The 24,489-nt window shown below is 74.0% G+C and carries 28 protein-coding genes and 1 tRNA gene; 20 read left to right on the top strand and 9 right to left on the bottom strand.

The features are described from left to right. Positions 1 to 149 precede the first annotated feature (149 nt). Positions 150 to 2,861 (top strand): putative bifunctional diguanylate cyclase/phosphodiesterase, encoded by a 2,712-nt coding sequence (locus ACFQ46_RS11180; RefSeq protein ID WP_380259564.1) that lies wholly within the window; start codon positions 150 to 152, stop codon positions 2,859 to 2,861. 42 nt (positions 2,862 to 2,903) lie between these two features. After that, the gene (locus ACFQ46_RS11175; RefSeq protein WP_328293614.1) at positions 2,904 to 3,431 is read left to right on the top strand and encodes an FBP domain-containing protein; all 528 of its coding nucleotides are present in this window, start codon (positions 2,904 to 2,906) and stop codon (positions 3,429 to 3,431) included. A 20-nt stretch (positions 3,432 to 3,451) separates the two neighbouring features. Here the strand turns inward: ACFQ46_RS11175 and ACFQ46_RS11170 are convergent, their stop codons facing one another. Continuing rightward, positions 3,452 to 4,276 (bottom strand): SDR family NAD(P)-dependent oxidoreductase, encoded by an 825-nt coding sequence (locus tag ACFQ46_RS11170; protein ID WP_380259563.1) that lies wholly within the window; start codon positions 4,274 to 4,276, stop codon positions 3,452 to 3,454. Between the two features lie 131 nt (positions 4,277 to 4,407). Here ACFQ46_RS11170 and ACFQ46_RS11165 point away from each other — a divergent pair, with 131 nt between their 5' ends. The 4 genes from ACFQ46_RS11165 to ACFQ46_RS11150 all read left to right on the top strand — a co-directional run bounded on the left by ACFQ46_RS11165 (position 4,408) and on the right by ACFQ46_RS11150 (position 7,801). After that, positions 4,408 to 4,941, top strand: a complete 534-nt coding sequence (locus tag ACFQ46_RS11165; protein WP_380259562.1) for a TetR/AcrR family transcriptional regulator — start codon at positions 4,408 to 4,410, stop codon at positions 4,939 to 4,941. Positions 4,942 to 5,121: 180 nt separating this feature from the next. Beyond that, positions 5,122 to 6,135: a carbon-nitrogen hydrolase family protein gene (locus tag ACFQ46_RS11160; protein ID WP_380259561.1), complete on the top strand. Its 1,014-nt coding sequence runs from the start codon at positions 5,122 to 5,124 to the stop codon at positions 6,133 to 6,135. 104 nt (positions 6,136 to 6,239) lie between these two features. Further along, positions 6,240 to 6,647: a YciI family protein gene (locus ACFQ46_RS11155; RefSeq protein ID WP_380259560.1), complete on the top strand. Its 408-nt coding sequence runs from the start codon at positions 6,240 to 6,242 to the stop codon at positions 6,645 to 6,647. 8 nt (positions 6,648 to 6,655) lie between these two features. Further along, complete coding sequence (locus ACFQ46_RS11150; protein ID WP_380259559.1) at positions 6,656 to 7,801, top strand: RNA polymerase sigma factor; 1,146 nt, start codon at positions 6,656 to 6,658, stop codon at positions 7,799 to 7,801. Here ACFQ46_RS11150 and ACFQ46_RS11145 read toward each other — a convergent pair. Beyond that, positions 7,779 to 8,255: a hypothetical protein gene (locus ACFQ46_RS11145; protein WP_380259558.1), complete on the bottom strand. Its 477-nt coding sequence runs from the start codon at positions 8,253 to 8,255 to the stop codon at positions 7,779 to 7,781. The two genes, ACFQ46_RS11150 and ACFQ46_RS11145, sit on opposite strands and share 23 nt — an antisense overlap. Beyond that, positions 8,246 to 8,818 carry an RNA polymerase sigma factor gene (locus tag ACFQ46_RS11140; RefSeq protein ID WP_380259557.1) on the bottom strand — a complete coding sequence of 191 codons (573 nt, stop codon included), beginning with the start codon at positions 8,816 to 8,818 and terminating at the stop codon, positions 8,246 to 8,248. The genes ACFQ46_RS11145 and ACFQ46_RS11140 overlap by 10 nt, the downstream gene beginning before the upstream one ends. Before the next feature lie 173 nt (positions 8,819 to 8,991). On the opposite strand from ACFQ46_RS11140, the gene ACFQ46_RS11135 reads away from it, so the two are divergent. From ACFQ46_RS11135 to ACFQ46_RS11095, 9 genes are all read left to right on the top strand, one after another. After that, the gene (locus tag ACFQ46_RS11135; protein WP_380259556.1) at positions 8,992 to 9,474 is read left to right on the top strand and encodes an Asp23/Gls24 family envelope stress response protein; all 483 of its coding nucleotides are present in this window, start codon (positions 8,992 to 8,994) and stop codon (positions 9,472 to 9,474) included. Further along, positions 9,471 to 9,779: a hypothetical protein gene (locus tag ACFQ46_RS11130; RefSeq protein ID WP_328293623.1), complete on the top strand. Its 309-nt coding sequence runs from the start codon at positions 9,471 to 9,473 to the stop codon at positions 9,777 to 9,779. Before ACFQ46_RS11135 ends, ACFQ46_RS11130 begins: the two co-directional genes overlap by 4 nt. A gap of 32 nt (positions 9,780 to 9,811) precedes the next feature. Then, positions 9,812 to 9,988, top strand: a complete 177-nt coding sequence (locus ACFQ46_RS11125; protein WP_380259555.1) for a DUF2273 domain-containing protein — start codon at positions 9,812 to 9,814, stop codon at positions 9,986 to 9,988. After that, positions 9,981 to 10,391: an Asp23/Gls24 family envelope stress response protein gene (locus tag ACFQ46_RS11120; RefSeq protein ID WP_380259554.1), complete on the top strand. Its 411-nt coding sequence runs from the start codon at positions 9,981 to 9,983 to the stop codon at positions 10,389 to 10,391. The genes ACFQ46_RS11125 and ACFQ46_RS11120 overlap by 8 nt, the downstream gene beginning before the upstream one ends. Further along, positions 10,388 to 10,927, top strand: coding sequence for a DUF6286 domain-containing protein (locus ACFQ46_RS11115; RefSeq protein ID WP_380259553.1), 540 nt, complete (start codon positions 10,388 to 10,390; stop codon positions 10,925 to 10,927). Before ACFQ46_RS11120 ends, ACFQ46_RS11115 begins: the two co-directional genes overlap by 4 nt. Next, positions 10,924 to 11,487 (top strand): hypothetical protein, encoded by a 564-nt coding sequence (locus tag ACFQ46_RS11110; protein ID WP_380259552.1) that lies wholly within the window; start codon positions 10,924 to 10,926, stop codon positions 11,485 to 11,487. Before ACFQ46_RS11115 ends, ACFQ46_RS11110 begins: the two co-directional genes overlap by 4 nt. A 127-nt stretch (positions 11,488 to 11,614) precedes the next feature. Next, on the top strand, positions 11,615 to 12,586 hold the full coding sequence (locus ACFQ46_RS11105; RefSeq protein WP_380259551.1) for a glycoside hydrolase family 6 protein: 972 nt from the start codon (positions 11,615 to 11,617) through the stop codon (positions 12,584 to 12,586). A 17-nt stretch (positions 12,587 to 12,603) separates the two neighbouring features. After that, positions 12,604 to 12,676: transfer RNA gene (locus ACFQ46_RS11100), tRNA-Gly, on the top strand. A 31-nt stretch (positions 12,677 to 12,707) separates the two neighbouring features. Next, entirely contained in the window at positions 12,708 to 13,121 is a 414-nt protein-coding gene (locus tag ACFQ46_RS11095) for a hypothetical protein (protein WP_380259550.1), read from the top strand. Here ACFQ46_RS11095 and ACFQ46_RS11090 read toward each other — a convergent pair. Together ACFQ46_RS11090 and soxR are read right to left on the bottom strand one after the other, a co-directional pair. Further along, positions 13,108 to 15,168 carry a SpoIIE family protein phosphatase gene (locus ACFQ46_RS11090; protein WP_380259549.1) on the bottom strand — a complete coding sequence of 687 codons (2,061 nt, stop codon included), beginning with the start codon at positions 15,166 to 15,168 and terminating at the stop codon, positions 13,108 to 13,110. The two genes, ACFQ46_RS11095 and ACFQ46_RS11090, sit on opposite strands and share 14 nt — an antisense overlap. Before the next feature lie 20 nt (positions 15,169 to 15,188). Next, positions 15,189 to 15,674, bottom strand: coding sequence for a redox-sensitive transcriptional activator SoxR (gene soxR, locus ACFQ46_RS11085; protein ID WP_380259548.1), 486 nt, complete (start codon positions 15,672 to 15,674; stop codon positions 15,189 to 15,191). Between the two features lie 62 nt (positions 15,675 to 15,736). Here soxR and ACFQ46_RS11080 point away from each other — a divergent pair, with 62 nt between their 5' ends. Both ACFQ46_RS11080 and ACFQ46_RS11075 read left to right on the top strand, forming a co-directional pair. After that, positions 15,737 to 16,414 (top strand): VOC family protein, encoded by a 678-nt coding sequence (locus ACFQ46_RS11080; protein ID WP_380259547.1) that lies wholly within the window; start codon positions 15,737 to 15,739, stop codon positions 16,412 to 16,414. 29 nt (positions 16,415 to 16,443) lie between these two features. Then, positions 16,444 to 17,484, top strand: coding sequence for an LLM class flavin-dependent oxidoreductase (locus ACFQ46_RS11075; protein ID WP_380259546.1), 1,041 nt, complete (start codon positions 16,444 to 16,446; stop codon positions 17,482 to 17,484). A gap of 46 nt (positions 17,485 to 17,530) precedes the next feature. Here the strand turns inward: ACFQ46_RS11075 and ACFQ46_RS11070 are convergent, their stop codons facing one another. Genes ACFQ46_RS11070 through ACFQ46_RS11055 form a run of 4 tightly spaced genes read right to left on the bottom strand, consistent with a single transcriptional unit; the run spans position 17,531 to position 20,983 of the window. Beyond that, a complete protein-coding gene (locus tag ACFQ46_RS11070; RefSeq protein WP_380259545.1) occupies positions 17,531 to 17,854 on the bottom strand; it encodes a DUF3618 domain-containing protein in 324 nt (107 codons plus the stop codon). Next, positions 17,851 to 18,357, bottom strand: coding sequence for a phage holin family protein (locus tag ACFQ46_RS11065; protein ID WP_380259544.1), 507 nt, complete (start codon positions 18,355 to 18,357; stop codon positions 17,851 to 17,853). Before ACFQ46_RS11065 ends, ACFQ46_RS11070 begins: the two co-directional genes overlap by 4 nt. Positions 18,358 to 18,403: 46 nt before the next feature. Next, positions 18,404 to 20,038 carry an L-glutamate gamma-semialdehyde dehydrogenase gene (gene pruA, locus ACFQ46_RS11060; RefSeq protein ID WP_380259543.1) on the bottom strand — a complete coding sequence of 545 codons (1,635 nt, stop codon included), beginning with the start codon at positions 20,036 to 20,038 and terminating at the stop codon, positions 18,404 to 18,406. Between the two features lie 24 nt (positions 20,039 to 20,062). Continuing rightward, positions 20,063 to 20,983: a proline dehydrogenase family protein gene (locus ACFQ46_RS11055; protein ID WP_380259542.1), complete on the bottom strand. Its 921-nt coding sequence runs from the start codon at positions 20,981 to 20,983 to the stop codon at positions 20,063 to 20,065. An 89-nt stretch (positions 20,984 to 21,072) separates the two neighbouring features. On the opposite strand from ACFQ46_RS11055, the gene ACFQ46_RS11050 reads away from it, so the two are divergent. From ACFQ46_RS11050 to ACFQ46_RS11040, 3 genes are all read left to right on the top strand, one after another. After that, on the top strand, positions 21,073 to 22,167 hold the full coding sequence (locus ACFQ46_RS11050) for a PucR family transcriptional regulator (RefSeq protein ID WP_380259541.1): 1,095 nt from the start codon (positions 21,073 to 21,075) through the stop codon (positions 22,165 to 22,167). Between the two features lie 251 nt (positions 22,168 to 22,418). After that, complete coding sequence (locus ACFQ46_RS11045; protein ID WP_380259540.1) at positions 22,419 to 23,642, top strand: MFS transporter; 1,224 nt, start codon at positions 22,419 to 22,421, stop codon at positions 23,640 to 23,642. A gap of 34 nt (positions 23,643 to 23,676) precedes the next feature. After that, positions 23,677 to 24,489 (top strand): PHP domain-containing protein, encoded by an 813-nt coding sequence (locus ACFQ46_RS11040; RefSeq protein ID WP_380259591.1) that lies wholly within the window; start codon positions 23,677 to 23,679, stop codon positions 24,487 to 24,489.

The raw sequence follows: 24,489 nt of genomic DNA, 5'->3' as shown, positions 1-24,489 counted from the left end.
ACAAACCTCACCGGGCCACCGCTTCCCACAGCCCCCACTCCGTCACTCAGAGCAACTACCTGGTCCGTCGATGGGCCGAACGGGCGACGGAACCCGCACCCCGGCGCGTCGGGCTCAGGGCGAGGCCCGTGCCGGTCGATCCCTGTCAGGTGGCGGACCTTCCCGAGCAGCGCGACCGGCGCACGATCAGCCTGCGCACCAGGCTCCTCGTCCTCGTCCTCGTGCCCCTCATCGGCTTCTCCGCCTTCGCCTCCATCCTGGTCACCCACCGCTTCCAGCGGGTCCAGGCCGCCGAGGACGCCGTCCGCCAGGTCCGCGCCGCCGTGGCCCTGGACGGGTTGCGCGCCCGCATCGCGGAAGAGGCCATCCCGCTGGTCTCCAGCGTCGAGATGCTCGAACTGAGCACGCCCGAGGGCACCACCGGGGAACGCAACGACCTCGCCGTGAGCCTGCACACCCTCTACAGCGGCGCCACGGCCCGCACGGACGCCACCGTCACCTCGGCACGCCGGGACGCCCTGGCCCGTGCCGCCGTCGACTCCACCGCGGGCCGCCTCGCCGCCGTCCGCGCCTCCTGGGGCGCCGGCGAGACCCCCAGCCAGCGCACGACGAACAACCGTCAGCTCTTCGACAAGTACCGCTACCTCGTCGACGCGCTCAGCACGGCCGTGGACCGCCACCTGGCCCTCGCGGCCGACGAGGGGGCCGACCAGCAGATCCAGCAGTCCGTCGCCGACCTGCAGTGGACGGCCCGGGCGACGACGCTCGCCGGTGAGGAGATCCCCTACTACCTCGGCCTGGTCGCCGCCCCCGTCGGCAGCGAGGGCCCCGCCCGGCAGTTGTTCCTCGGCAGCTGGGCCGGGTTCCGCCTCGCCTCCGACCAGGTCCTGAACGCCGCCCAGGCGAAGGTCCGGTCGGGGTGGATCGCGGCACTCGCGGACGGCGACGCCCGGACCATCGACCAGACCCTGGCCGCAGCCGTCGCCAGCCCGACCGCCACGGTGCCCGACGCCGAGGTGCTGCTGACCCTCAGCCGCGCCGTCGTCGGCCGCGACGACGCCCTGCGCGCGACGCTGGACATCGCCGCCGGCCAGGCCGTCGCCGCCGCCGAGGCCTACCGCGCGCAGGCCCACGAGGAACTCGTCAAGTACGCCCTCATCACCGCCGTCCTGCTCGTGCTCTCCGTCGGCGGCACGCTCTACACCAGCCGCTCGATCGGCGGGCCGCTGGCCCGCCTCGCCGGGGCGGCCGAGGCGATCAGCCTCGGGGAACTCGTCGACGTCGTCGTGGAGGGACCGCCCGAGACCCGCACCGTCGCCCGCGGTCTCGGCGCGGCCGTGGCCAGCCTGCGCTCCGTGCAGGCCCAGGCCCAGGCCGTCGCCGACGGCGACCTCGACGACGAGATCCTGCGACGTCCCGTCGGCGGCCCGCTCGGTCGCGTCGTGCACGCCTCCGTCCAGCAGATCCTCGGGGCGATGCACGAACGCGAGCAGCTGCAGGAGGACCTGGCCCACCAGGCCACCCACGACGCCCTCACGACCCTGCCCAACCGGGCCGAGGCCCTCGCCCAGACCGACCGGGCCCTGCGCCGCACCCGCCGCACCGGCGAGCGCGTCGGACTGCTGTTCATCGACCTCGACCAGTTCAAGACGGTCAACGACTCCCTCGGTCACGGCGCGGGCGACGCCGTGCTGCGCACGGTGGCCGAACGGCTGCGGGAACGCGTCCGCGCCGTCGACGTCGTCGCCCGCCTCGGCGGCGACGAGTTCCTGGTGCTCGTGGAACCCGTCCCGGACGAGAGGGGACTGCTCGACCTCGGGCACGCCCTCATCGAGACGGTGTCCGCACCGATCGGCCTCGCCGGGTCCAGCGAGACCCAGGCCCGCGTCGGAGCCAGCATCGGGGTGGCGTTGAGCCGCCCCGACGAGGCGCTCGACGACAACCTGGGCGCGGACCGCCTCCTGCAGGAGGCGCACACCGCCGCCTACCGCGCCAAGGCCGCCGGCCGCGGTCGCGTCGAGGTCTACGACGACGAACTGCGCCAGGCCCTGGCCAACCAGGCCGCCGTCGAGGAGGGACTGCGTCACGCCCTCGTCGCCGACGAGCTCGTCCTGCACTACCAGCCGGTCACCGACCTCGCGACGGGCCGCGTCCGCAGCGTCGAGGCCCTCGTCCGCTGGGAGAAGCCCGGTGAGGGACTCGTCCCGCCGGGGAGGTTCATCCCGATCGCGGAGAGCTCCGACCTCATCTGCGACCTCGGCCGGTGGGCGCTGAAGACGTCGCTGGAGCAGCTGCGGGCCTTCGACGCCGCCGGCGGGAAGTGCGCGGGACTGCGCGTGGCCGTCAACGTGTCCGGGCGCCACCTCCGCTCGCCCCGCCTCGTCGACGACGTCCGGGAGGCGCTCGCGCTCGCCGGGGCCTCCCCCGACCGCCTCACGCTGGAGATCACCGAGACCGTCATGGTCGAGGACCAGGGTGCCTGGTCGCGCCTGGCGGAGCTGCGCGCGATCGGCGTCCGCGTCGCGATCGACGACTTCGGCACGGGCTACACCTCCTTCGGGCAGCTGGCCCGGGTACCCGTCGACGTCCTGAAGATCGACAAGAGCTTCGTGGACTCCGACGACCCCCGGACGGTCGAACTCGTGCGCCTCGTCGTCGGCGCCGCCCGCAGCTTCGGCCTCGGGGTCGTCGCCGAGGGCGTCGAGCAGCCGGAGCAGGTGCACGCGTTGCAGGCCACCGGGTGCGACACCGTCCAGGGCTTCTACTTCTCCCGCCCGGTCCCGGCGGACCGTCTCGAGGGAGCCGTCCGCGGCTGCCAGGAGATCTTCGACGAGACCTGCCGGTTCGAGACGGCGAGCTGACGGGCGTACTCTCGCGGAGGTTTTTCCTCCGAGGGAGATGACGTGTCAGTTCTGCCGCACAACGGTTCGGCCCTGGACGCCGGTCACGTGACCGACGACGCGATCCGCTCGACGATGACGAACTGCTCGCGCGGTGAGGCGCACCGCATGCGCGTCCCCGAGTGGGTGCACGGGAGCGACCCCGCGCACGACGTCGTCGGCTGGCGGGACCCGAAGTCGCCCGAGCGGGGCTGGATGCTCGTCCCGCTCGGCCGGGCCGTCGTGGGCCTGGCGCTGCGCGCCACCCCGGGCAAGGGCGTCCGCACGACCGCGATGTGCGACCTGTGCCGCACGACCCGCGCTCCCGGCGAGGTGTCGCTGTTCGTCGCCGCCCGGGCGGGTGCCTCGGGCCGGAAGCTGAACACCGTCGGCACCTACGTCTGCACCGACCTCGCCTGCGCGGACAACGTGCGCGTGCTGCGCCCGACGCCGACGCTGAAGCCGGACCCGGGTCTGAGCATCTCCCAGCGCGAGGCCGCGCTGCGCGAGCGCGCGGCGGCCTTCGCCGAGAAGGTCCTCGCCACCGTCTGAACCCGGGTCCGGCGGCCCGCTCAGATGGCGGACCAGCCCCCGTCGGAGGGCAGCACGACGCCGTTGACGTTGGCTGCGTCGTCGCTGAGCAGCCAGGTGATGCTCGCGGCCAGCTGCTCGGCCGTGGCCGGGGCGGGGACGACGGTCGCCAGGATCGGGCCCACGACCCGCGCGGCGTGCTCGGACCTCATCGGCGCCTCGATGTTCGTGGCGACGGCCCCGGGAGCGACGGCGTTGCACCGGATGCCCTGCTGGCCGTGGAAGACGGCGACGCTCTTGGTGAGCCCGTTCACGGCGTGCTTGGACGCGGTGTAGGCCACCCCGGAGGCCGAGGCGCGCAGGCTCGCCTCCGAGGAGACGTTGACGATCGCGCCGCGGCCGGCCTCGAGCATGACGGGCAGCACCGCGCGGATCAGCCGCATCGGGGCGGTCAGGTTGACGGCGAGGACGCGGTCCCAGGTGGCGTCGTCGACCTCGGCGGGGGGCAGGAAGGCGTCCATGATGCCGGCGACGTTGGCCAGCGCGTCGATGCGACCGCCCGCGGCGTCGACGACGGAGCGCACGCCGTCCTCGCCGGTGATGTCGCCCACGACGGGGACGAGGTCCAGGTCGGGGTGCTCGGCGACCAGCGCCTCGAGGCGCTCGGCGACGACGTCCGCGGCGACGACCCGCGCGCCCTCGGTGGCCAGGCGCAGCGCCGTGGCGCGGCCGATGCCCGACCCGGCGCCGGTGACGATGGCGGTCCTCCCCGCGAAGCGTCCGGGCACGTGCGCGGGGACGGGCGCGGACGCTGCAGACTGCGGCGGGAACTCCGGGGCAGCGGCACCGGCAGGCGTGGTGGACATGGTGTCTCCTTCGACGATCGGACGTGGTGAGCACATTGAAGCACTCAGTGCATCAACCGACCGCGGGGAGCCCACCCCCTCGGCGCAGCCCTGGCCGACCCCCCGCGACGTCCGCCGAGCAGATCGCCGCCGTGGCGCTGGCCCTGTTCGTCGAGCAGGGCTTCGAAGCGACGACGATGGACGACGTCGCCCGCGGGGTCGGCATCGCCCGACGGACCCTGTTCACCTACTACCCCGGCAAGAGCGCCATCGTCTGGAAGGGTCGCAAGGAGGCCGACGACGCGATCCGGGACGCCCTGCGGGCCGTTCCGGAGCAGCTCCCCTGGCGCGAGGCCCTGGTGCAGACGCTGCCGCGCACGCTGCGCTACCCCGGAGACGACACCGCCCTGCTGCGTCAGCGGCTCCGGGTCATCGGCGGGACGCCGTCGCTGCACGCCCACCTGCTGGTGGAGCAGGAGTCCGCCGCCGACGTCGTCGCGGCCTTCGTCGCCGAGCGCCGGGGGACCGCGGACGTCGACGCCGTCGCGCACTCCGTCGCGCGCGCCGTCCTCGCCGCGGTGTCGACCTCCCTCGTGCGGTGGGCCGGCTCCGAGGACCCCGACCCGCGGGAGGTGATGACCCGCTCCCTCGCCACCCTCCTGGGACTGGACCGAGGAGAGCGTTGACGACCTCCCCCCGACGGGGCAGGGTGGAGGTCCGGCGTGGCTCACGCCCAACCTCCTCGGCCGACCCCAGCTCGGCCCACCGCGGAGGCAAAGGGGTTCGCACCTCGGGTCCGCTGTCGTGGTCCGTTCCGTCTCGGCCGCGTCGCTGGGGGGCACCGGTTCGAGGCGCGGAAGGCCCACGTGACAGCCCGCAAGAACTTCAAGCGCCTCGTGCGTGCGCGCGCCGCCCGCACCGGCGAGTCCTACACGGCTGCCCTGCGGCACTTCCTCCCCACCGTCGAGGAGACCACCGTGACCGACCACCACCCGTTCCGTCTCGCCGTCGGGCAGCTGCCCGTGCACGGCGACCCCACCGACGTCGCCGCCCTGCGCGACGCCGGGACCCGGATCCGCGACCTCATGCAGCGGGCCCACCGCAGCGGCGCCCGGTTGCTGCACCTGCCCGAGGGGGCGACGTGCTTCCCGCACAAGCTCGTCGTGTCCAGCACCCCGGGTGCTCCCGGGCCGGCCGACTGGAGCACCACCGCGTGGGACGTCCTCCACGCCGAACTCGAGCAGACCGCTGCTCTCGCCGGCGAACTGTCGCTCTGGACGGTCCTCGGCTCGACGCACCGGCTCACCCCGCCGCTGCGTCCGCACAACAGCCTCTACGTCCTCTCCGCCGCCGGTGCGGTCCACACCCGCTACGACGAGCGGTTCCTGTCGCACACGAAGACGACGTTCATGTACTCCCCCGGCCGCGAACCCGTCACCTTCGAGGTCGACGGCCGGCGCTTCGGCTGCGCGCTGGGGATCGAGTGCCACTTCCCCGAGGTGTTCGGGGAGTACGAACGGCTCGACGTGGACTGCGTGCTGTTCTCCAGCACCGGCGACGGTGCGGGGAACGCGGCGACGTTCGCGCTGGAGTGCCGGGGCCACGCCGCCGCCAACGGGTTCTGGGTGAGCTTCGCCGTGCCGCCGCAGGCGGACGCGTCGGCGAGCTCGGGCGTCGTCGCCCCCGGGGGCCGGTGGCTCGGGCAGTGCTCGCCGGGCACCGACCTGGGCACCGACCTGGTCACCGTCGAGCTCGACGAGGACGCCCCCGACGTCGAGGTGGCGGTGACGAAGGCGCGGCCGTGGCGCCGGGTGGCCCGGCAGGCGTCGACCGCGGCTCCCGTGGACGACCCGCGCAGCCGCGAGCGTGCCGCGTTCTGAGGGGGTGCACCACGACGTCGAGCACGATGTCGAGAACGCGGGACCGGCTCCGTCCCCGCAGTGACCGTGACCGGTGGAGGTCACGCCGACGAAGGAGACCCACGATGGCGAAGTACCTGCTGCTCAAGCACTACCGCGGCGCGCCGGCCCCGGTGAACGACGTGTCGATGGACCGCTGGACCCCGGAGGAGGTCTCGGCGCACATGACGTACATGAACGACTTCGCCGAACGCCTCGTGGGGTCGGGTGAGTTCGTCGAGGGTCAGGCCGTGGCGCCCGAGGGGACCTGGGTCCGCTACGACGGGGAGGGGCGGCCGCCGGTCACCGACGGGCCGTTCGCCGAGACCAAGGACCTCATCGCGGGCTGGATGGTCATCGACGTCGACGGCCACGACCGCGCCGTCGAACTCGCCGGGGAACTGTCCGCGGCCCCGGGCGCGGGGGGACGGCCGATCCACGAGTGGATCGAACTGCGCCCGTTCCTGGCCAACCCGACCACGACCGGGGACTGAGCGCGGCGGTGGACGAGGACCTGCTCCGGACCCTCACCCCGAGGGTGCTGACCGTCCTCGTCCGCCGCGGGGCCGACTTCGCCGTGGCCGAGGACGCGGTGCAGGAGGCGCTGATCGAGGCGGTGCGGGTCTGGCCGTCCGAGCCTCCGCGGGACCCGGAGGGGTGGCTCGTCACGGTGGCCTGGCGCAGGTTCCTCGACGCCACCCGCGCCGAGTCCTCCCGCCGGCGGCGGGAGGAACGCCGGGACCGGGAACCCGCCCCCGGCCCGACGACGTCGCGGGACGACTCGTTGCAGCTGTACTTCCTCTGCGCGCACCCGTCGCTGACCCCGAGCTCGGCGGTGGCGCTCACGCTGCGCGCCGTCGGCGGACTGACCACCCGGCAGATCGCCGCGGCGTACCTCGTCCCGGAGACGACCATGGCGCAACGCATCAGCCGCGCGAAGCGCACGGTCGCCGGGGTCCGGTTCGACACCCCCGGCGACGTCGCGACCGTGCTGCGGGTGCTGTACCTGGTGTTCAACGAGGGGTACTCCGGTGACGTCGACCTCGCCGCGGAGGCGATCCGGCTGACGCGCCGGCTCTCGCTCGCCGTCGAGCACCCCGAGGTCCGCGGGTTGCTGGCCCTGATGCTGCTGCACCACGCGCGCCGCGCCGCGCGGACCGCCTCCGACGGGTCGCTGGTGCCGCTGGCGGAGCAGGACCGCTCGCGCTGGGACACGGGCGCGATCGCCGAGGCGGTGACGATCCTGCAGGCCGCCCTGGCCCGGGACCGCCTGGGCGAGTTCCAGGCCCAGGCCGCCATCGCCGCCCTGCACGCCGACGCGACGAGCACCGCGACGACCGACTGGGTCCAGGTCGTGGAGTGGTACGACGAACTGCTGCGCCTCACCCCGAACCCCGTCGTGCGGTTGAACCGCGCGGTCGCGCTCGGGGAGGCCGACGGGCCGCGGGCCGGGTTGGCCGCCCTCGCCGAGGTCGACCCCGCGACCCCCCGCCACGCGGCCGTGGCGGCGTTCCTGCACGAACGCGACGGCGACCTGGCGGGCGCCGCGCGGCTCTACGCCGAGGCGGCGCTCGCGGCCGGGAACCTGGCCGAACGCGATCACCTGACCCGTCAGGCCGCCCGGCTCAACGCTCGCTCCCGCGGCTGAGAGCCCGCGACACGTCGGCGACGTGGACGTCGACGAGCACCTGGTCCGCCCGCGGGGCCGCGTCGCCGAGGACCGTCCGGAGTCGTTGCAGCACAGCACCTCGGACCTCACGACCCAGTGACGGCAGGTGCACGCCGTAGCCGGCGGAGACGTCGACGACGACCGTCTCGAGGTGGTGCTCGTCATCGGTGGCGCAGCTGATCGCGAGCGCCGAGACCCCCGTCACCGCGTCGACGGCGGGACGCAGCTGGGTGACGAGGACGTCGCCGCTGAGCACGAACTCGCCGAGCTCGTGGGCGCCGACGACGGGGTCCGCGGGGCGGAAGGCGCGACGGACGCGGTCGAGGACGGCGGCGCGCACGGCCACCCACCCCGTCTCGGTGTGGGCGCGCAACGCGGCGGTCGCGAGGGCCAACGCCTCGTCACCAGATCGCGGTTCGCGGTTCACTGCCATCCCTCCAGGGTGCTCGCCAACGCGGTGCGCGCTCGTTCGAGGAGACCACGGACCGCGGTGCCCGTCGTGCCGAGGACCTCCGCGATCTCCTCGTAGCTCAGTTCCTCGACCTCGCGCAGGATCCAGGCCGAGCGTTGTCGCGGGGGCAGCAGCCGCAGGGCCAGGTCGAGCGCCTCCCGCAGCGCGGCCGCCTCGCTGGTCCGGGCGGGGTCGGCGCGCAGGTCACGGATCTGATCGCGGACCTCGTCGAGCTCGACGTCGAGGACGAGGTCGTCGTTCCTGCGCCGGGAACGGCGGAACACCTCGTGGCGGCAGATGGTGAACAGCCAGGTGCGCACCGAGGAGTCGCCGCGGAACTTCGTGAGACCGCGCCAGGCCGCGAGGAAGGTCTCCTGGACGCAGTCGTCGCTCTGGCTGCGGTCGTCGAGGAGCCTCGCGGCGTAGCGGTAGAGGGAGGGGCCGTGGCGTTCGACGAGTTCGGCGAAGGCGTCGCGGTCGCCCATCGCGGCGAGCGCGGTGAGGGTCGCGTCGTCCCTGGTCCCGTCCGTGGATCCGTCGTGCATCGACCTGCCTGGCCCCCGTCCCGTCCTGCCGCATCAGAGCACGTGCGCCGATCGAGCACCCGTCGAAACCTGTGGTGCAGGTCACAGTCGAGGTTCCGTGACGTTTCTCCGGCGAACCCCTCTACCCCTGTGAACGCGGCGACCACGCCGCGGGACGACACGAGGAGAAACTCATGGCCCAGACCGCCGACCTGAAGTCGACCATCACCTCCACCGGGGCGACCAGCACCTCGACCGCCCCCTCCAGCCTGGCCTCCCCGAACGGTGTGACGACCATCGCCGACACCGTCGTCTCGAAGATCGCCGGGCTCGCCGCGAAGGACGTCTCCGGTGTCCACGCCCTCGGTGGCGGCGCCGCCCGCGCCGTCGGCGCCCTGCGCGAGCGCATCCCCGGCAGCCGCACCAACCACTCCCAGGGCGTGTCCGTCGAGGTCGGCGAGCGCCAGGCCGCCGTCGACATCGAGCTGATCGCCGAGTACGGCGTCGCCATCGCCGACCTCGCGACCGCGGTGCGCCGCAACGTCATCAACTCCGTCGAGCGCATGACCGGGCTCGAGGTCACCGAGGTCAACCTCGAGGTCTCCGACGTGCACCTGCCCGACGAGGACGACGCCGAGGAGACCCAGGTGCGCACCACCACCACGCGCGTCCAGTGACACCCGCCGATCCCAGCGACGTCCCGGAACTGGCCGACGCCCTCGCGGCCGCCGTGCTCCAGGTCCCGGGCGTCGTCCGGCTGAACGCCGGAGCGCTCGGTGAGATCGGCACCTACCTCCCGGGTCGCCGCGTCGCCGGCATCCGGTTGGGCAGCACCGAGGCACCGACCGAGGTGCACGTCGTGCTCCAGCCGGACGTGCCGCTCCGCACGGTCGCCCAGGCCGTGCACGTCGCCGCCGGTGAACTCCTCACCGCGGCGGGCGCCCGCCCCGAGGTCCGCGTCCACGTGGACGACCTCGCGTGAAGACCTCTGAAACCCCCTCGAAGGGAACTGTCATGTCCTCCTCCACCACGGGCCTGATCGCCGGCCTGCTGCTGGCCCTCATCGGCGCGACCGCCGGTTTCGGCTGGTTGCTGCTGGGCGTCCTGCTCGGTGCGATCGGTTACCTGATCGGTGCCCACCTGGAGGGGCGGATCGACCTGACGTCGTTGCTGCCGGGCCGTCGTGGCTGACACCCTCGCGCCGGAACGCGTCGAAGCGGGTGAGCGGGGGCGCCTCGTCGTCTCCGAGCGCGCGGTGTCGCGCATCGTCGAGGCCGCGGCCACCGTCGCGGGTACCCGGCGCACCTCGAGCGCGAACCCCCGCACCGCGGCGGCGGCCGTCTCCGGCGTCGTGGACAGCGTCCTCGGGCGCTCCTACCCCGACGTCGACTGCACCGTGGCCGGTCGCCGGGCGCGGGTGAAGGTCGAGGTCGCCGCCGTGTGGCCGGTGCCCGCCCCGCAGGTCGCGGCGCGGGTGCAGGCCGCCGTCACCGAGGCCCTCGACCGCTACGCCGGGATGACGGCCGACGACGTGTCGGTCGTCGTCGCCACCTACGTGACCGACCAGCCCGAGACCACCAGGAGGGTGTTGTGAGCAGTCCCGAACGCGCGGCCGCCGCGCGCACCGGCTCCGGTCGCATCGGCGCCGTGGGTCCCGTCCTGGCCGTGCTGCTGCTGGCGCTGGCCGTCGTGCTGGGCCGGGAGGCCGGGATCGGCCTGGGCTGGTTCGGCGGGGGCCGCTGGCTCCCGTCCCTCGCGAAGTCCCTGGACGGTCTCGCGCCGTCCGGCGCCCTCGTCGCGGTGTGCTGCGTCGCGATCGTGCTGGGCGCGTGGCTGGTGGTGACCGGCTTCGGTCGCCGCTCCCGCCGCGCGATCTCGGTCGACGGCGCGGCCGGGGTCCACCTCTCCACCCGCGACGTCGCCCGGCTCGCCTCCGGCGCCGCCCGTCGCTGCGACGGGGTGCTCGAGGCCAAGACCACCGCGTCGCGCAAGACCGTGTCGGTCGCGGTGCAGGCCACGTCCGCGGACGTCCGCGAGGACGTCGCCCGGGCCGTGGCGGCCCAGCTCGCCCCCCTGTCCCGCGCTCCCCGCGTCCGGGTGCGGGTCAACGCACCGGAGGTGCTGTCGTGAAACGCGGAGTCCTCGCCCTGGACCGGACGCTCGCCGTCCTCCTCGGTCTCGTCCTGCTCGCCGGTGGGGTCGCCGGGTTGGCCTGGTGGACGGGTGACCTGCTGCCCGACACCACCCTCGACACCGGCTCGGTCACCTCGGCGCTCGACGCCGGGTGGTTCCCCGCGGCCTGCGGGGCGGCCGCCGTCGTCCTCGCGCTGCTGGCGCTGTGGTGGCTGCTCGCGCACCTGCCGCAGCGCAGGATCGGGGCGGTGCTGCTGCCCGGTTCCGGTGGTCGGGGCACGTTCCAGGTCAACGGCGACGGCCCGACCCGGGCCGCCGCGCAGGTCCTCACGGGTGTTCCCGGGGTCCGCTCGGCCAGCGGCCGACTCGTGCACGACCGCGGGAACCTCGTCGCGGAGCTCTCGGCGACCGTCGAACCCCGCGCGGACCTCGGTGAGGTCGCGGCCGCGGCGGCGGAGATCCGTGGCCAGCTGCTCGAGGTCCTCGGCCGGCCCGACGTCGTGGGCCGGGTGCGCCTGAGCGTCGCCCGCGCCGACCGTGGGGCCCGCGTCGCCTGACCCCACCCGTGAGGGCTGTTCGGGGGGCGAGTGGGGGCCGTGCAGGTGACGGAGCGTCACGGGGCGGGGTCGTCCGGGTCTACTGGGACCGCGGGACGGCCCCGCCGCTGTGCGTGCTGGGGGTGTCGTGGCTCGTCGTCGCACGAGTGCGCTCGGGGTGGTCGGCGGTCTGCTGGTCGCCCTGACCTGCGGGGGCGGCGGAGTCGGTGAGACAGCGGGACCCCTCAGCGGGCAGTCCCTGCACACGGACCCGGACTCCCCGGCGCTGCGCCAGCTCGCGGCCTACGAGGCCGAGGGCCGGACCGCGCTCGCCGAGCAGCTCCGGCCCCTCGCGCAGGAGCCCACGGCGACCTGGTTCACCGGGGACCCGCCCCGTGCGGCGGCGCAACGGCTGACGACGGCGGCCGCGGCGACGGGGAGCCTGCCCGTCCTCGTCGCCTACGACATCCCCGACCGGGACTGCGGGTCGCAGTCCGCCGGTGGTGCCGCCGACGGAGCGGCCTACCTCGACTGGATCCGCGAACTGGCCGCCGGGATCGGGGACCGGCCCGCCGTCGTCGTCCTCGAACCGGACGCGATCCCGCTCTCGATCACCGGGTGCCCCCACCTGGACCCGCGGACGCGCTACGGCCTGCTGCGTCAGGCCGTCGAGGTCCTCACCGCCCTGCCGCAGACCCACGTCTACCTCGACGCCGGGCACCCGGACTGGGTGCAGGACCTCTCGGTCCTGGCGGTGGCGTTGCAGGCCAGCGGGATCGACCGGGCCGCGGGCTTCTCGCTCAACGTGTCGAACTTCGAGACCACCGCCGCGAACGTCGCCTACGGTCGCCGGTTGTCGAAGCTCTCGGGCGGTGCGCACTTCGTCGTCGACACCAGCCGCAACGGCTCCGGAGCCCCCGACACGGGTGACGAGTTCGCGTGGTGCAACCCCGCCGGGGCCACGATCGGGCGGGGTCCGAGCACCTCCACGGGCGAGCGCCTCGTCGACGCGTGGCTCTGGGTGAAGCGTCCCGGGGAGTCCGACGGCGCCTGCCGACCGGGTGAACCCCCGGCCGGGGAGTGGTGGCCGGAGTACGCCCTGGCGCTCGCAGCCGTGTAGAGTCGGGCACGCACGTTGCGGACGTAGCGCAGTTGGTAGCGCATAACCTTGCCAAGGTTAGGGTCGCGAGTTCGAGTCTCGTCGTCCGCTCTCACGCAGCACAGCAGGTACGGTCCCTCTCATGAGGGGCCGTTCTGCGTTCTGGACCGCGTTCCGCGCCTGGCGGAACCTGCCGGTCAGCACCCTCGCCCTCCTCTGGGCCCGCGCGCACGGCGCGACGATCGCCCTCGGCGACGACCTGTTCGTCGAGTGCTCCGGGATGCCGCGCGGGAGCTACGGCCGGGGCGGGACGACGGTCGGCAACGTCTGGTTGCACGGCGGGCTGGGCGGGCCGCAGCGCCGGCGCCACGAGCTCCGTCACGCCGACCAGTACGCGCTGCTCGGCGCCACGCCGTTCCTCGCCCTCTACGGCCTGAACGCGCTGGTGACCCGCAACCGCCCGCACCACAACGTCTTCGAACGCTGGGCGGGGCTCGAGGACGGCGGCTACCGACACCCGCAGCCGACCCCGGGGCCGGGCCTCAGGAGGGGATGACGACCTCGTCGAGGGGTTCCGGGCGGACCCGCACCGCCAGGACCGCGACGTCGTCCTCGGCGTGACCGGCGACGTGTTCCAGCACGGCGTCGCAGATCTCGGCGGGCGAGCGGTCGGCGAACCCCGCGGCGGTGTCCGCGAGCCACTGCAGGCCGTCGTCGAGGGAGGCGCCACGACGTTCCACGAGCCCGTCGGTGTAGAGCAGGACGGTCGCGCCCGGCGGGAGGCCGTGGACGTGGTCGGCCCGGACGAACTCCGCCTCCAGGCCCAGCAGCAGGTCCGGCCGGGTCCGCAGGAGCTGGCTCGAACCGTCCGGCGAGACGACCAGCGGCGGGGGGTGGCCGGCGTTGGACCAGCGCAACCGCCAGTCCTGCGACCCGTCGAGGGGTTCGATCGTGGCCAGCACGCCGGTCGCCAGCGCACCGACGCCGAGGTCGCGCATCGCCCGGTCCAGGGCGGCGAGCGCCGCGGCGGGCGAGACCTCCAGGGAGTAGCCGATGCCGCGCAGCAGGTTGCGGACCTGACCCATCGCGGCGGCGGCGTCCTGGTCGTGACCGGTGACGTCGCCGATGACCAGGCAGGTGGTGCCGGAGGCGGTGAGGAAGGCGTCGTGCCAGTCGCCGCCGACCTGCGCGTGCTCGGCGGCCGGGAGGTAGCGGACGGCGATCTCGAGGTGCTGGGGCAGCGGCGCCGACGTCAACAGGCTGCGCTGCAACGTCTCCGCCAGGCTGCGGACGGCGGCGGCCGCCTTGCGTTCGGAGCGCAGCGCCCGGACCCGGTCCAGCGCCTGCGCGGTGGAGGCGGCGAGGGCGTTGAGGAGGTCGTCGTCCTCGGCGGTGAGCACGCGGTCCCGGCGCCAGGAGAGACCGAGGGCGCCGACGACGCGGTCGGTCAGGCGCAGCGGCCAGGCGACGCTGGTGCCGGGACCGTCGTCGCGAACGACCGGTGCCCCGCCGAGGGCTCCCGCGAGCGCGGCGGCCGCGGGGTCGTCGACGTCACCCAGGACCTGCAGGTTGCGGTCCTGGAGGACCCCGAGCACGATGCCGTCGGCCTCGAGCAGGCCGACCGCGCCGCGGCCGAGGACCTGCAGGACGTCGTGCTCGTCCTGGGCGTCGGGCATGGCCTGGGCGACGGCGACGAGACCGGCGAGGCGCCGGGCCTGCCACTGCTGCAGGTCCGCGCGGCGACGTTCGGCCTCGTAGGACGCGGCGGCGGACAGGGCGTCGCCGACGGTGGCGGCGACGAGGCGCAGGAAGTCGCGGTAGGTGGCGTCGAGGGCGATGTGGTCGCTGAGCACGGCCGCCAGGACCCCCGCGGACTCGCCCCCGAGGGCCGCCGGGATGCGGACCCAGGCGAGTCTCGGCGCACCCGGTTCGTCCTGCACGAGGACCTGGCGGGGACTCAGCACGGACGGCGGGGGCGGCAACGTCGACTCGTGGCCGGGCAGCTGGAGGTCGACGGCCCGCAGGTCCGCGGGCAGCGTCGTCAGCACGTCCAGGGCGCGCTTCGCGAGCTCGAGCGGCGGCTGCAGCTCGGTGGCGAGGTCGCCGAGGCGGCTGAGGAGTTCGAGGCGACGGTGGTCCTGCACCTGGCGGGTGGTCTCCGCCGCGATGTCCACCACCCCGGCGATGTCCCCCCGGTCGTCGCGGACGGGGGAGTAGGAGAACGTGAAGAACGTCTCCTCCAGGAACCCGCTGCGGTCCATCATCACGGGCATGTCGGTGAACCAGACGGCGTCCCCGGTCATCGCCCGAGCGAAGAGGGGTTCCAGCTCCGCCCAGGTCTCGGCGAAGACCTCGTGGACGGGACGTCCCAGCGCGGGGTGCTTGCGGCCGATGCTGTCGGCGTAGGCCTGGTTGTAGAGCATCGTGAGGTCGGGGCCCCAGACGATGAGGACCGGGAACCGCGTCTCGAGGGCCAGTTCGAGAGCTCGGCGGAGGGTGCGGGGCCAGTCGTCCGGCGTCCCCAGGGACGTCGCGGACCAGTCGACGGCCTCGTAGGCCGACCGCAGGTCTGCCGCGGACCCGAAGGGCAGACTGAACACCACCCTCGCAATGTAACGGCGATCTAGGGCCCGGGCTCACTCCCGAGCTCCGCTGCGCCGTGCTCGGCGTCCCGCAACCAGCGCGAGCCGCTGCCCTCGTCGCGGGCGGCGTCGTGGGGGTTGACCAGGGTGCAGCGGGTCAAGGAGAGGCACCCGCAGCCGATGCACCCGGTCAGCGACGTGCGCAGGGCCTGCAGTTCCCGGATGCGCGCGTCGAGGAGCCGCTGCCAGACCTCCCCGACCCGCGACCACTCCCGGGCGGAGGGGGCCCGGTCGGCGGGCAGGGTGTCGAGGGCCTCGCCGATGTCGGCCAGGGAGAGGCCGACGCGTTGTCCGGCGGCGATGACGGCGAGGCGCCGCAGGACGTGACGGGGGAAGCGGCGTCGTCCCCCGGCGTCGCGGACCGGGCTGAGCAGCCCGCGTTCCTCGTAGTAGCGCAACGCGGGGACGCTGAGTCCCGCGCGTTCGGCCACGGTGCCGATGCTCAGCAGGTCGTCCCGCGCGCTCACCCGGGCAGCATCCGGCACGAGGGGGTTGACCTCAAGCTCGCTTGAGCTGGTGTCGTGTCGGCGTGCGCATCGACCACGTGCAGTTCCCCGTGCCGGACGTCTCCGCCGGCGCCGCCTTCTTCCGCGACGTGCTGGGCCTGCCCGTCGACGGGGGGCTCGTGCAGGTCGGCCGGAGCCGGTTGCGGCTGGTTCCCGCCGCCGACGCGGTCCACGCGACCCAGCACCTGGCGTTCTCGGTACCGGGCGACGCGGGCCGCGCGGCGCACGACTGGCTGGCGCAGCGGGTGGAGCTCCTCGGCCACGACGGGCAGGACGGGCAGGACCTGTTCGAGGCGCCACCGTCCTGGGACGCCTGCTCCAGCTACTTCCCCGGCGCCGACGGGACCGTCCTGGAGCTGATCGCGCGCCGGCGACGGCCGGAACGTCTCGGCGGTGACGACTTCGGGCCCGGGCACCTGCTGGCGATCAGCGAGGTGGGGATCCCGGTGGCGTCGGTGGCGGAGGCCCGGCGGCGACTGGCGCGTGCGGCGGGAGCGGCACCGTTCGGGGGTCCGGGGTCGGAGACGTTCAGCGCCGTCGGCGACGACGACGGTCTGCTGGTGCTCGTCGCGCCCGGCCGGGCCTGGTTCCCGACGCGGGACCACCTGGCCCGGCCGGCGGGACTGGTGGTGGACCTCTCGGGCACACGGGGCCGCGGCGAACTGGTGCTCGACCCCGGCACGCTGATGAGGTATGCTTGAGACTTCAAGCACTTACCTGGAGGCAAGTCGTGGAGATCGGCGTCAGCGCGTTCGCGGAGACCACCGAGCACCCGGAGACGGGCGCCCTGCTCAGCCACGCGGAACGGCTGCGCGAGATCGTCGAGGAGATCGAGGTCGCCGACCAGGTCGGCCTCGACGTCTACGGTCTCGGCGAGCACCACCGTCCCGACTACGCGGCGTCCGCCCCCGCCGTCGTGCTGGCCGCGGCGGCCACGCGGACCACGCGGATCCGGCTCTCCAGCGCCGTCACCGTGCTGAGCTCCGAGGACCCCGTCCGGGTGTTCCAGCAGTTCGCCACCCTCGACGGGCTCTCCGACGGCCGCGCCGAGATCATGGCCGGCCGCGGGTCCTTCATCGAGTCGTTCCCGCTGTTCGGCTACGACCTCGAGGACTACGACGACCTCTACGCCGAGAAGCTCGACCTCCTGCTGAAGATCCGCGAGAACCCCAAGCGCGTGAACTGGTCCGGCGGGAAGTTCCGAGCCGACGTCCCCGGTCTCGGCGTGTACCCGCTGCCCGTGCAGCAGCCGCTGCCGGTGTGGATCGCGGTGGGCGGGAACCCGCAGTCCGTCGTGCGTGCGGGGACCCTCGGCCTGCCGCTGGCCATCGCCATCATCGGCGGGATGCCCGAGCAGTTCGCGCCGCTGGCCGACCTCTACCGCGAAGCGGGCGCCCGGGCCGGCCACGACCCGTCGACGCTGCGGATCGCGACCCACTCCCACGGGTTCGTGGCCCCGACGACGCAGCAGGCCACCGACGTGCACTTCAAGCCCTACCAGGCCGTCATGAACGGACTCGGCCGTGAGCGCGGCTGGAACCACTTCTCCCGCACCAGCTACGAGGCGGCCCGCAGCCGCCGCGGCGCCCTGCTCGTCGGGTCGCCCGAGGAGGTCGCGGAGAAGATCGTGAAGCAGCACGAACAGCTCGGGATCGACCGGTTCATGCTGCACGTCAGCGCCGGGACCATGCCGCACGCCGACGTCCTCAGGGCCATCGAACTGCTGGGCACCGAGGTCGCTCCGCTCGTGCGCAAGGCGCTGGAGAACTGACGAACGGTCGTGCCGGGGCTCCCGGCACGACCGTTCCCCCAGCGGGTCAGCGCTTGCGGACGACCAGCCAAACGGCCACGGCGGTGACCACGACGATCCCGGCGATCAGCGCACCGCTCTGCTGCTTGGCCGAACCGGGGGCGCCGGCGCTGACGTCGTGGACCTTTGCGGTGGCCTGCTGCCGCACGTCGGCGACCTTGTGCTGCGCAGTGACCTTGAGGTCCTCGACCTTGGCCTGGGCTTGGCCCTTGACGTCGGCCTTCGCCGCGAGGGCGTCGGCGGTCTCGGCGAGGCGGGCGCGCGTCTCCGCGATGTCCTTCTCGAGTCCAGCGCGGTCGGTGGGGACCGGAGGGGTCGACGGGTCGCTCATCGCTGGAAACCCTCCTTCACGGTGTTGACGTCTTCCTTGAGCCCGTCCACGGCGGCCTGCGGGACCGGCGAACCCACCTGCTCGACCTCCTTCTTGCCCACCAGGGCGAGCAGCGCGGCGATCGCGAAGAGCACGACCCCGACGATCAGGGCGGCCAGCCAGCCGTCGACGGCCTTCGCGAGCGCCAGGATCGCGGTGGTGACGAGGGCGCCGACGCCGAAGAAGGCCAGCAGCCCGGCCCCGGTGAACATCCCCAGGCCGATACCGGCCTTCTTGCCCTTGGCGGCCAGGTCGACCTTGGCCAACTGCACCTCGTCGCGGACGAGGCGCGACATCTGCTCGGTCAGCTGGCTCACGAGCTGACCGACCGACTCGTCGGCCCGGGTGGTCCGGGTGGCCGAGGAGGCCACCGGCCCCGGGCCGTGCGTCACGCTCAGGTCGTCGACGCGGGTCGACCCGCCGGGGCCGGTGGGCCCGCTGGGCCCCGTGGTGGGTTGGCTCATGGTCACAGGCTTACCCCCCGCGGGGCCGGGCCACACCTCGGGGCGATCACCGCATGTGCGGGTACACGTGGTCCGTCGGCGCCACGAACGTCTCCTTGAGCGCCCGCGGGCTGGTCCAGCGCTGCAGGTTGAGGATCGAACCCGCCTTGTCGTTGGTGCCCGAGGCCCGGGACCCACCGAAGGGCTGCTGGCCGACGACCGCGCCGGTCGGCTTGTCGTTGACGTAGAAGTTGCCCGCGGTGAAGCGCAGCGCCTCGGAGGCGTGGGCGACGGCGGCGCGGTCGGTCGCGATGACCGAACCGGTCAACCCGTAGGGGGAACCCGCGTCGACCGTCCGCAGCGTCTCCTCCCAGGCCCCGGGGCGCGCGTCGTCGAAGACGTGGACGGCGAGGACCGGACCGAAGTACTCCGTGCAGAACACGTCGTCGGTGGGGTCCTGGCCCAGGACGACGGTGGGGCGGACGAAGTAGCCCTCGGAGTCGTCGTAGGTCCCGCCGGCGGCGACGGTCAGGCCGGGTGTCGCCTTCGCGCGCTCGATCGCGGCGACGTTCTTGGCGTAGCTGCGGGCGTCGATGACGGCGCCACCGAAGTTCGAGAGGTCGCTGACGTCGCCGAAGCGCAGCGAGTCGACCTTGGCGAGGAACTCCTCCCCCATGACGTCCCACACCGACTGCGGGACGAAGGCGCGGGACGCGGCGGAGCACTTCTGCCCCTGGTACTCGAAGGCGCCGAGCAGCATGGCGTTGGACAGGATCGCCGGGTCGGCCGAGGGGTGCGCGAGGACGAAGTCCTTGCCCCCGGTCTCGCCGACGAGTCGCGGGTAGGTGCGGTAGTTCGCGATGTTCTCGCCCACCGCACGCCACAGGTGCTGGAACGTCGCCGTGGACCCCGTGAAGTGGATCCCGGCGAGGTCGCGGTCCGCGAGGACGACCTCGGACACGTCCCGGCCGTCACCGGTGAGCAGGTTGATCACCCCCGGGGGGAGTCCTGCGGCCTCTAGCAGCTTGAGCGTCCACCACGCCGAGAGCGTCTGCGTCGGAGAGGGTTTCCAGACGACGGTGTTGCCCATGAGCGCGGGCGCGGTCGGCAGGTTCCCCGCGATGGCGGTGAAGTTGAACGGGGTGATCGCGTAGACGAAACCCTCGAGCGGACGGTGGTCCATCCGGTTCCAGACGCCGGGGGAACTGACCGGCTGCTCCGCGATCAGCCGGCGCCCGAAGGAGACGTTCCAGCGCCAGAAGTCGACGAGTTCGCAGGGCGCGTCGATCTCGGCCTGCTGCGCGGTCTTGGACTGCCCGAGCATCGTCGCGGCCGCGATCTTCTCGCGCCACGGACCGGAGAGCAGGTCGGCCGCGCGCAGGAACACCGCGGCGCGGTCGTCGTAGTCCATCGCGGCCCAGGCCGGACCGGCCGCCAGCGCCGCGTCCACCGCCTGCCGGGCCTGTTCCCTGGTGGCCGTCCCGAACGTCCCGAGGACGCTCGCGTGCCGGTGCGGCTGCACGACGTCGACCTTCTCGCCGCCGCCGAGGACGGGCTTCCCCCCGATGGTCTGGGTGAGTTCCACGGGGTTGCCCGCCTGCTCGGCGAGGGACTCCAGCAGCAGCTTCCGCTCGGGGCTGCCGGGGGCGTAGCCGTGGATCGGTTCGTTGCGGGGGGCGGGGACGTCGGTCACGGAGTGCACGTCTGGTTTCCTTCCGGGCCGGGTTCAGCCGGCGACGAGGGAGCGGGCGAAGAACGCGAGGTTCGCGGGGCGTTCGGCGAGACGACGGGAGAAGTAGCCGTACCAGTCGGTGCCGTAGGGCACGTAGACGCGGACGGTGTGCCCGGCCCGCGCGAGGCGGAGCTGCTCCCCGGACCGGATGCCGTAGAGCATCTGGAACTCGGCGGTCCCCTCGGGACGGCCCTGCAGGAGCGACTCGGCGAGGTTCACGAGGCGCAGGTCGTGGGTGGCGATCATCGGGTAGGCACCGCCGTCGAGCAGGACCTTCAGGGAGCGGACGTAGGCCTTGTCGACGTCGGCCTTCGCCGGGTACGCGACCTCGGGGGGTTCGTTGTAGGCGCCCTTGACGAGGCGGACCCGGGAACCGGGCACGGCGAGGTCGCGGGCGTCGCCCTCGGTGCGGCGCAGCATGGCCTGCAGGACGCAGCCGGTGCGGGGGAAGTCCCGGCGCAGGGCGCGCACGGTCTCGAGGGTGTCGTCGACGCGGGTGTGGTCCTCCATGTCGACGGTGACGTCGACACCGTGCGCGTGGGCGAGCTCGGCGAGGGCGTGGGCCCGTTCGGTGGCCGCTCGCGGGCCGGTCGGGCCGAGGCCCTGACCGAGCGCGGAGAGCTTGATCGAGATCTCGTTGCCCGCGGCCAGCCCCTCGGCCGCGAGGCGTTCGACCACGTCGCGGTACCCCGCGACGGTCTCGTCGGCCTGGCCGGCCTCGGTGATGTCCTCCCCGAGGCGGTCGAGGCTGACGGCGATGCCGTCGCCGTGCAGGTCGCGCACCGCCGCGGTGGCGGCGTCGACGTCGTCACCGGCGATGAAGCGGGCGACGACGGGGCGGCTGAGGCTGCTGCCGGTCACCAGGGACCGCACGCCGCGGTTGCCGGCGACGCCGAGGAGGAGTTGTCCGAACACACCTCGACGCTAGGACCCCGCGGGCTCCGGGGCCACTGACGATCGTCAGACCTTCGGCCGTTCTCGTCGTACAGGTGGATGATGGCCGAGTGAACCCGGCCGACCAGCTCCAGGACCTCGTCGACTCCGTCGCGGAGCAGACGGGGGCGCCGGTGACCCTGGAGGACCGGGACCTGCTGCTGGTGGCCTCCTCCGGTCACGACGAGGTCATCGACGACGTGCGCCGCAGCTCGATCCTGCGCCGGCGCTCCGACCCGGTCGTGCAGCAGCTGTTCGCGGGCTTCGGCATCGCCCGCGCGACCGGGCCGCTGCGGATCCCGGGCGATCCGGGCGCCGGGCGCCTCCCCCGCTGGTGCGTACCGGTGCGCTGGCGCGGCGTGACCTACGGCTACCTGTGGCTGCTGGACCCGCACGAACGGGTGCGGGCCACCCACCTGGACCGGGTCCGGGACGCCCTCGACCTCGTCGCGGCGCACCTGGCGACCCGGGCCCGCGCCGCCGACCGCACCACGTGGGCCGTCGGGGAACTGCTGTCCAGCGACGCGGGCTCGCGGGCCCAGGCCGTGGAGGAGCTGCAGCGCGACGGACTGCTGCCCCCGGTCGTGACCGTCGTGGCCCTCGCCCCCGCCGACGGGGGCCCGACCGGAACGGTCAACGGGTGGCTGCTGCCCCGCTCGGTGCTCGTGTCCGCGGTCGGGCACCGCGCGGCGCTCGTCGTCCCCGGAACGCTCGACGGGGCGGGGATCGCGGCGCGCGCGGCGGGCGCGCTGTCGTCCCAGCACCCCGCGGGGGTCGCCGTCGGGGTCTCCGGGATCGTCAACGCGACCCAGGCGCACACCGGGTGGCAGCAGGCCGACGCCGCGCTGCGCTCCGGGGGCGCCGGCGTGCGCGAGTGGGAACGGCTGGGGGCGTTGCGGCTCCACGCGCTCGCCGACCCGGTCGCGCTGTCCACCGTCGTGCGCGACGAACGGGCCGCGCGGTTGTTCACCGCCGAACCGGAGCTGGTGGAGACGGCCCGGACCTACCTCGACCTGGCCGGCAGCGCGCAACGCACCGCCGCCGCGTTGTCGATCCACCGCCAGACCCTCTACCACCGGCTGCGCCGGATCGCGGCGGTCAGCGGGTACGACCTGGACGACGGGCGGGACCGGCTGGCGCTGCACCTGGCGCTGGTGCTCGGGTGAGCGGTCGCGGCGTCGCACCCACCGGTGTCACCACGTGGGGTGAGGTCTGGGTGCGCCGATCGCGGCGTCCTGACGCCCGGTTCGTCCCACCGACGGCTCACTCCACGACGGGACCGGCGCGCTGCTCGGTTAGCGTGGAGGGGTGATCACGCTCCAGGGGTAGGTCGGGCTCGCCGCACGAGCCATCCGACCCCCCGTCGGGACGACCGGCCGCGCCGGCGTTCCGGCCTGCCCTGAGGAGATCTCCCCCCGTGTCCCACCCCGAACGGGTGGCGGACCGCCGCACGCTCCTGGCCCTGCCCGGAGTGCCGCTGGTGTTCGCCGCCTCGAGTCTCGTCCGCCTGTCCTACGCCACCCTCGTCCTGTCCCTGCTGCTGACGGTCCAGACCGCCACCGGCTCCTACGCGGTGGCCGGCACCGCGCTCGGCGCCTACGGCGTCACCGGGTTCGCCATGCCGCTGAAGTCCCGGTTCCTCGACCGGCGCGGAGCCCGCCGGGTGCTCCCGTGGATGAGCGTCGGCTTCACCGTGGCCGTGCTGTCGCTGACCCGCACGTCCTCGCCGGTCCTGTGCTGCGCGGCCGCCGTCGCCGCGGGAGTGGCCGCCCCGCCCGTCGGGCCCACGGTCCGGGCCGCGTGGGCCCGGCTCACGCCCCGACCGCCCGCCCGGCAGCGGGCCTACGCCCTGGACGCCGTGGTCGAGTCGGCGCTCTTCGCCGTCGGTCCGGTGGTGGCGAGCGCGACGGTGGTGACCTTGGGACCGGCGGGGGCGCTCGCCGTCACCGCCGGGACCCACGTGCTGGGGTCGGTGCTGATGTCCCGTTCCCCCCTGCTGACGCGGGTCGCGGTGTCCGCTGCGACCACCGCCCGGCCGTCCCGCACCCGGAACCTCCTGGGCCCGCTGACCCGACCGGGGTTCGCCGTCCTGCTGCTCTTCACGTTCGGCACCGGACTCGCGAACGATCCCCTCGAGGTCGCCGTCGTCGCGCGCGGACAGGAAGGTTCCGCCGCGACCGCGGGCCTGCTGCTGGCGGTGCTGTCGGTCTCGGCGGCGGTCGCCGGTCTCGCGTGGGGTCACGTCGTCGGCCGCTGGTCCCCGCTGCGGCGGGCGTCCGACTGGACGGTGCTGGCCGTCCTGGCGACGGTGACCGCGCTCGCGGCAGTCGTCGCGGCCTTCGGGTCCGGGCCGGTGCTCCTCGTGGTGGCCCTGGTCGTGGTGGGTTCCGCCAGCGCGCCCCTCGCGGTCGTCGCCTACACCGCCGCCGACCGGTTGGGCGGGCAGGACGGTGGTTCGGAGGCGACGAGCTGGGTGAACGCCGCGACCAACCTCGGGGCGTCCCTGGGCACCGCGGGTGCGGGTCTCCTCGTGGAGTCCGGTGGGAGCGCGAACGCGTTCCGGGCGGCCGCCGTGGTCGCGGGCGTCGCCGGTGCGGGGGCCTGGGTACGGCGGGCGCAGGACCGTCGGCGCGGAGTTTGACACCGGCAGCCACCGGGAGTCGGATGAGGAGGTGCTGCCCGCCGACGGTCACGTCCACAGCCAGTTCTCCTGGGACGCGCGGAAGGTCGGATCGATGACGGCGACCTGCGCCCGCGCCGTCGAGATCGGGTTGCCGTCCCTCGCCTTCACCGAGCACGTCGACTTCACGCCGTTCCGGGCCGGGTTCCTCGTGGACCAGCACCCCGACCTCGTCACCGACGGGATCCTGCACGCGCCGCCCCTGGACGTCGAGGGGTACCTCGCCGCGGTCGAGGAGTGTCGCGACCGGTTCCCCGACCTCGCGATCCTCACGGGCATGGAGGTCGGGCAACCGCACCTGCACCGCGAGGAGGTCGCCGACCTGCTGCGCCGCGGCCGCTTCGACCGGGTCGTCGGCTCGCTGCACTGCCTGCCCGACGGGGACTCCCACGCCGAACCCTGGTTGCTGTTCGAGCACCGGGAGCCGGCCGAGGTGTTCCGCGAGTACCTCGCCGAGATCCCGCGGATGGTCGCGGGGTCGGACGCGTTCGCGACGTTCGCGCACATCGACTACCCGGTGCGCAGCTGGCCCGGGGAGTTCGACCCGTGGGAGTTCGAGGAGGAACTCCGGGCCGCGTTGCGGTCCCTCGCCACGGGGGGACGAGCCCTGGAACTCAACACGAGGTTGCCGCTGCACCCGACGATCCTGGGCTGGTGGCCGGAGGAGGGTGGGCGGCTGCTGACGTTCGGCAGCGACGCCCACGTCCCCGAGGCGGTCGGAACGGGTTTCGCCGCGGCCGCGGACGCCGCCGGGGCGGCCGGTTTCGTCCCGGCGTCACGGATCGAGGACCCGTGGGTCCTGGGGTGA

Source organism: Kineococcus sp. GCM10028916 (assembly GCF_042674865.1).
Classification (GTDB): Bacteria; Actinomycetota; Actinomycetes; order Actinomycetales; family Kineococcaceae; genus Kineococcus.
This window is presented reverse-complemented; position numbering and strand designations above follow the sequence as displayed.